Here is a 5,878-nt window from a genome sequence, read left to right as displayed (position 1 = left end):
ATATCCGCACCGCGCGCGCCAAGGGCCTGCCCTACCGCGCCGTGCTGTGGCGCCACGCGTTGCGCAACGCCATGATCCCGGTGCTCACCATCCTCGGCCTGCAATTCGCCTTCCTGCTTGCCGGCACCATAATCATCGAGAATGTCTTCTACCTGCCTGGCCTCGGCCGGCTGATCTTCCAGGCCATCACCCAGCGCGACCTGATCGTGGTCGAGAGCATTGTCATGCTTCTGGTCGCCGCCGTGATCCTGATCAACCTCCTCGTCGATTTCTCCTACGCCATCGTCGACCCGCGCCTCAGAGGCCGGCAATGACCATGCGCGTCGACCTCCCCGAGGAAACCCTTGCCGGCGTGCTAGCCAAGGCCTTCGGCAACCGCTCTTTCCTGATCGGTCTGGTCATCACGCTGCTGATCGTGGCTGTCGCGCTCGTCTCCTTCGTCTGGACGCCTTACGACGTCACCAGGCTGGTGATTGCCGACAAGACGCAGGCGCCCTCTTGGGCCCACTGGTTCGGCACCGACCATTTCGGTCGCGACATCCTGTCGATGGTCATGGTCGGCGCCCGCAATTCGATCGCGGTCGCGCTGGTCGCAGTCGGCATCGGCATGGGCATCGGCCTGCCGCTCGGCGCTCTGGCCGCCGCGCGGGGCGGATTGGCCGACGAGGCGCTGATGCGCGTCAACGACGTCGTCTTCGCCTTCCCTGCCCTGCTTTCGGCGATCATGATCACCGCGATCTTCGGCCCCGGCGCCGTCAACGCCATCATCGCCATCGGCATCTTCAACATACCTGTCTTCGCGCGCGTCGCCCGGGCCGGCGCGCTGGCGATCTGGCCGCGCGAATTCATCCTCGCCGCGCGCGCCGCCGGCAAGGGCATGACGCACATCACCATCGAGCACATCCTGCCCAACATCGCGACGCTGCTGCTCGTCCAGGGCACCATCCAGTTCGCGCTCGGCATCCTCGCCGAAGCCGGGCTTTCCTATGTCGGCCTCGGCGCCCAACCGCCGATGCCGAGCTGGGGCCGCATGCTGTTCGACGCGCAGACGCGCATGGTGACCGCGCCCTGGATGGCGATCTTTCCCGGCATGGCGATCGTCATCACCGTGCTTGGGCTGAACCTGCTCGGCGACGGCATCGCCGACATCCTCGATCCGAAATCGCGGCGGCGCCGATGAGCCTGCTCGAGATCGAGAACCTATCGCTTACGATCGGCGCCACGCCGATCCTCAAAGGCGTCGAGCTGACGGTCGCGCCCGGCGAAGTCGTCGGCCTTGTCGGCGAATCCGGCTCCGGCAAGTCGATGACGGCGCTGACAATCATGCAGCTCCTCCCTCATCTGGCGCGCGCCGAGGGTCGCGTGACCTTCGACGGCATCGACATCCTCCGCGCCACCGAAGACCAGATGTGCGCCTTGCGCGGCGACGATATCGGCATGGTCTTCCAGGAGCCGATGACGTCGCTCAATCCTGTCAAGACGATCGGCGAACAGGTCGCCGAAGGCATCCGCTGGCACGCCAAGGCGAGCCGCGCCGAGGCCGAGGACCGCGCGCGAAAAATCCTGGACCGCGTCGGGCTGCCGGAGGCCAAATTCCCGCTGTCGCGTTATCCGCACGAACTGTCCGGCGGCCAGCGGCAGCGCGTCGTCATCGCCATTGCCTGCGCGCTGAAGCCGAAGCTGCTGATCGCCGACGAGCCGACGACGGCGCTCGACGTCGTCCTGCAGGCGCAGATCCTCGACCTGTTGCGCGATCTGGTCCGCGAGAACCGCATGGGCCTGCTGCTGATCTCGCACGACCTCGCGGTGGTGACCGAGATGGCCGATCGCCTGACCATCCTGCGCCATGGCGAGGTGACGGAAGCCGGCGACACCGCGCGCACGCTGTCCGAGCAGCAGCATCCCTACACGCGCGAGTTGGCGCTGGCTTCCATGCACCTGCCGGCGCGGCCGAAACCGCATCTTGCCGGGTCGGCAAAGCCCTTGCTCGAAGTCGAAGGTGTCGGCCGTGACTATCCGGGCCGGCGCAAATCCCTGCTCCGGCCGGCGCAACCGATCCGCGCCGTCGACGATGTCTCGCTCACCATCGAGCCCGCGCAATCCGTGGCGCTCGTCGGCCGCTCCGGTTGCGGCAAGTCCACGCTTGCCCGCATGATCCTCGCCCTGGACAAGCCGACGGCGGGCACGATCCGCTTTCGCGGCGAAGCCATCACGGGTAAAGCGGAGGCCGAGCTGAAGCCGGCGCGGCGCGACATGCAGGTCGTGTTCCAGGATCCCTACGGCTCCTTCGATCCGCGTCAGAAGGTGGAGAAGCTGGTGGCCGAGCCGCTGCATCTTCTGGAAAAGCAGCCGACGCAGGCCGAGCGGCGCGAGATGGTCGCGCATGCGCTCGATGAAGTCGGGCTCGGTCCGCGCGACATGGACAAATATCCGCATGAATTCTCGGGCGGCCAGCGCCAGCGCCTATCGATCGCCCGCGCCATCATCACCCGCCCAAAGCTGGTGGTGGCCGACGAGCCGGTCTCGGCGCTCGATGTCTCGATCCGCGCCCAGATCCTCGACCTTTTCGCCGAGCTCAACCAGAAGCTCGGCATCGCCTATCTCTTCATCACCCATGACCTGACGGTCGCCCGCGCCATGGCGGACGAGGTGCTCGTCATGCATGAAGGCAGGATCGTCGAGCGCGGCAAGACCGCCGACGTGCTCGACCATCCCAGCTCGGAAGCGGCGCGAGCGCTGGTCGCGGCGGCGCCCGATCTTCACCGAGCCATCGCGCGACGCATGCAGGAACAGGGCTAAGCAGCCGGCCGGGCCGGCTATTCCTCCCGCTTCACCAGATCGACCGGGCTGATATCGAGCAAGTCGAGCGTGCGGCGCAGCAGCTTCACCTCACTCTCCGCCAATTTGGAATCGGCCTTGGCGATCTCGGCCATATGGCGCGCAAGCAGTTTCCGGCGCTCGACATCGAGATCGCGGAACAGCGCGATCGCCTGCGAGCCGTTGGTCTCGTAGCCATAATCGTTGAGATATTCGATGACGCTGTCGATCGAGGCCTCGGGAATGCCGAAGGCTTCCCTGCAGATGCGGCGGAGGACGACCATCTCGCTCTCCGAAACCGAACCGTCGGCCAGGATCATGCGAAACAGCATCAAGAGTTCCGCCGACAGCACCGGGTCGTCCGCCACCTTGCGAACGCCCGGGTCACCGTCGAAGATCGAACGTATCTGGTCGAGCAGCGCCATCGCCATCAAGCTCCCCTTTCCGATTCCACCTGATTGTTAGAGCAATTCCAGGAAAAGTGTGAAGCGGTTTTCCGTCCGGAATTGCGGCAAAGCAACGGACAGAGCGGTTCGGCGTGTAACGGCGAGCCGCTCTGGCTTGGAATCGCCCTTGCGCAAACGGGGCGAGCGTGGTGGAAGCTGCGGTTTCCTTCCTGGCATCCCTCCCCGATGATCGATCTTACCCTGCAGACCGTCCTCATCCTGATTGCTGCCGCCTTTGCTGCCGGCTTCGTCGACTCAATCGCCGGCGGCGGCGGGCTGATCACCATCCCGGCGCTGCTGCTCGCCGGCTTTTCGCCGGTCGCAGCCCTCGGCACCAACAAATTGCAAGGCATGTTCGGTTCCGGTTCGGCCACCATCCATTATGCTGCCAACGGTCAGGTTGACCTGCGCCGCCAGCTGCCGTCGGCGCTGCTGGCGCTTGCCGGCGGCGCGGTCGGCGCTCTTTTGGCAACGGTCGTGCCCGGCGATTTCCTGCGCGCCCTGCTCCCGCTGCTCCTGATCGCCATCGCGCTCTACTTCGCGCTGAAGCCGAACATGGACGACGTCGACCGCGCCGAACGGCTGTCGCCCTTCCTGTTCGGGCTGATCATCCCGCCGCTGGTCGGCTTCTACGACGGCGTCTTCGGCCCCGGCGCCGGCTCCTTCTACATGCTCGCCTTCGTCACGCTTGCCGGCTATGGCGTGCTCAAGGCGACGGCGCACACCAAGCTGCTCAATTTCGCCTCCAACATCGGCGGCTTCGTCGTCTTCGCCGCCGTCGGCGTCATCGACTGGAAAATCGGCCTGATGATGGGCGCAGCACAATTCATCGGCGCCCGCGTCGGCGCGAGCCTTGCCATCCGCATCGGTGCCCGGCTGATCAAGCCGCTGCTCGTCGTGGTCTGCCTGGCCCTAGCGGTCAAGTTGTTAGCCGATCCCGCCAATCCGCTGCGCCAGCTCATTGGTGTATGAAGCGCCTGCTGATAGACTCCAGGCGTTGCGAATCATGTTGGAGGGACCAGACATGAATCTCAGTGCACCCACCCAGATCGTGTTCATTATTTCGTTGGTCATCGCCGTCATCGGCCTTCTTGCCGCTCTTGGCGTTCTTGCATTCATTCCGCTTGCGTCCGTTTGGATCATGCTCATCGCCTACATCGTGCTCGCCGCCGGCTGTTTGATGCGCGGGGCTTGAAATTCTGAGATCTCAGGCAACTCGGAGCGCCCGGCCCTGCCGGGCGCTTTTGATTTGAGGACGCGGTCTGCCTAGCTTGCGCCTTGTCCGACGAGCCAGCGCGCCATCCCAGGATAATTTCCAGCGTCGTCGCTTGAGGTTAGCGAGAGCATCCCAACTTCGTCATCCACGGGCGGAGCGGGAGCGAAGCGGACGCGTAGACCCGAGGATCCATTCCGTTACTTTCGCCGCGGAATGCAGCGGAGCAGAATTCTGCACGGCTGCAACGCCTCGACGTCACGGAATGGATTCTATGGTCTGCGCGCGTCGCTCCGCTCCTTGCTCCGCCATAGAATGACGACCGCATAAATGGCTCGGCTAACCGCCACGACACCGATGCGCAGGGCACATGCGGCTGGTCCGGCCGCTGTGCGGTGGAACGGACCTATCGCGCCAGGCCAAAGATCGCGTCACAGTCGAGATGTCGTTCCAGCTCGGCTGCGACCTCGTCCAGCGCCTTCTCGACCTCGGCGCGATAGTCGATGCCGCCGCCTTTGACGCCAAGACTCTCCAGATAGGCGGCGCGAAAGGCGTCGGCGGAAAACAGCCCGTGCAGATAGGTGCCGATCACCTTGCCGTCGGCGGAGACCGCGCCGTCCTCGGCGCCGTTGAGGATCGTCGACGGCCGCGCCGTGTCCGGGCCGGTGGTGCGGCCGAGATGGATTTCATAGCCCTCGAGCGGCAGGCCGAACTGCACCGACTGGGCGCTTGAATTGCGCACGGTCTTTTCCGGCTCCATCACCGTTTCGATGTTGAGCAGGCCGAGGCCCTCCGCCTCGGTCACGCTGCCTTCGATACCTTCGGGATCGCGCACCATGCGACCGAGCATCTGATAGCCGCCGCAGATGCCGACGACATGGCCGCCGCGCTTGCGGTGGGCGAGAAGGTCGCGATCCCAGCCATTTTCTCGGAATTTGATGAGATCGCCGATGGTCGATTTGGAGCCGGGAATGACGACCAGCCCGGCATCCTCCGGCAGCCTTTTGCCGGGTGGCACGAACACCACCTCGACCTGCGGCTCGGCCTTCAGCGGATCGAGATCGTCGAAATTGGCGATGCGCGCCAGCATCGGCACGGCCACCTTCAGCGCCCGCTTCCCGCCGGACGCGAGGCGCTCGAGCACCACGGAATCCTCGGAGGGCAATCGGCCGGCTGCCTTCAGCCAGGGCACGACGCCGAAGCAGCGCCAGCCGGTGAATTTCTCGATCGCCTTGATGCCGTCGTCGAACAGCGAGACATCGCCGCGGAACTTGTTGATGAGATAGCCGGCGATCATGCGCCGGTCTTCCTCCGGCAGGATGAGATGCGTGCCGGCGACCGAGGCGATGACGCCGCCACGATCGATGTCGCCGACCAGGATCACCGGCACATTGGCGCGAGT

At 65.1% G+C, this 5,878-nt stretch carries 7 protein-coding genes; 5 read left to right on the top strand and 2 right to left on the bottom strand.

Going from position 1 to position 5,878, the window contains the following annotated elements; translation table 11 throughout:
- The 3 genes from EOA27_RS18615 to EOA27_RS18605 form a co-directional block, all read left to right on the top strand.
- Positions 1-314: ABC transporter permease (locus tag EOA27_RS18615; RefSeq protein WP_145970403.1), on the top strand; the 314-nt coding region annotated here is incomplete at its 5' end.
- A complete protein-coding gene (locus EOA27_RS18610) occupies positions 311-1,180 on the top strand; it encodes an ABC transporter permease (RefSeq protein WP_126082205.1) in 870 nt (289 codons plus the stop codon). The genes EOA27_RS18615 and EOA27_RS18610, both read left to right, overlap by 4 nt.
- Entirely contained in the window at positions 1,177-2,799 is a 1,623-nt protein-coding gene (locus tag EOA27_RS18605) for a dipeptide ABC transporter ATP-binding protein (RefSeq protein WP_126082204.1), read from the top strand. The genes EOA27_RS18610 and EOA27_RS18605 overlap by 4 nt, the downstream gene beginning before the upstream one ends.
- A gap of 17 nt (positions 2,800-2,816) precedes the next feature.
- Here EOA27_RS18605 and EOA27_RS18600 read toward each other — a convergent pair whose 3' ends face one another.
- A complete protein-coding gene (locus EOA27_RS18600; RefSeq protein ID WP_126082203.1) occupies positions 2,817-3,248 on the bottom strand; it encodes a TerB family tellurite resistance protein in 432 nt (143 codons plus the stop codon).
- Positions 3,249-3,449: 201 nt separating this feature from the next.
- On the opposite strand from EOA27_RS18600, the gene EOA27_RS18595 reads away from it, so the two are divergent.
- Entirely contained in the window at positions 3,450-4,235 is a 786-nt protein-coding gene (locus EOA27_RS18595) for a TSUP family transporter (protein ID WP_126082202.1), read from the top strand.
- Between the two features lie 52 nt (positions 4,236-4,287).
- A complete protein-coding gene (locus EOA27_RS18590; protein WP_108702979.1) occupies positions 4,288-4,458 on the top strand; it encodes a hypothetical protein in 171 nt (56 codons plus the stop codon).
- Between the two features lie 424 nt (positions 4,459-4,882).
- On the opposite strand, the gene EOA27_RS18585 is transcribed toward EOA27_RS18590, so the two are convergent.
- On the bottom strand, positions 4,883-5,878 hold a 996-nt coding region (locus tag EOA27_RS18585), incomplete at its 5' end, for a cobyric acid synthase (RefSeq protein WP_127256862.1).

Origin of the sequence: Mesorhizobium sp. M2A.F.Ca.ET.037.01.1.1, from assembly GCF_003998075.1 — a bacterium.
Lineage (GTDB): Bacteria > Pseudomonadota > Alphaproteobacteria > Rhizobiales > Rhizobiaceae > Mesorhizobium.
The sequence above is the reverse complement of the archived record's forward strand: the minus strand, read 5'-3'. Positions and strand labels throughout refer to the sequence as shown.

Coding starts and splice junctions, on each gene's coding strand:
- EOA27_RS18600 (WP_126082203.1), bottom strand. CDS start 3,248: ATGGCGATGGCGCTGCTCGACCAGATACGTTCGATCTTCGACGGTGAC.
- EOA27_RS18590 (WP_108702979.1), top strand. CDS start 4,288: ATGAATCTCAGTGCACCCACCCAGATCGTGTTCATTATTTCGTTGGTC.
- EOA27_RS18610 (WP_126082205.1), top strand. CDS start 311: ATGACCATGCGCGTCGACCTCCCCGAGGAAACCCTTGCCGGCGTGCTA.
- EOA27_RS18595 (WP_126082202.1), top strand. CDS start 3,450: ATGATCGATCTTACCCTGCAGACCGTCCTCATCCTGATTGCTGCCGCC.
- EOA27_RS18605 (WP_126082204.1), top strand. CDS start 1,177: ATGAGCCTGCTCGAGATCGAGAACCTATCGCTTACGATCGGCGCCACG.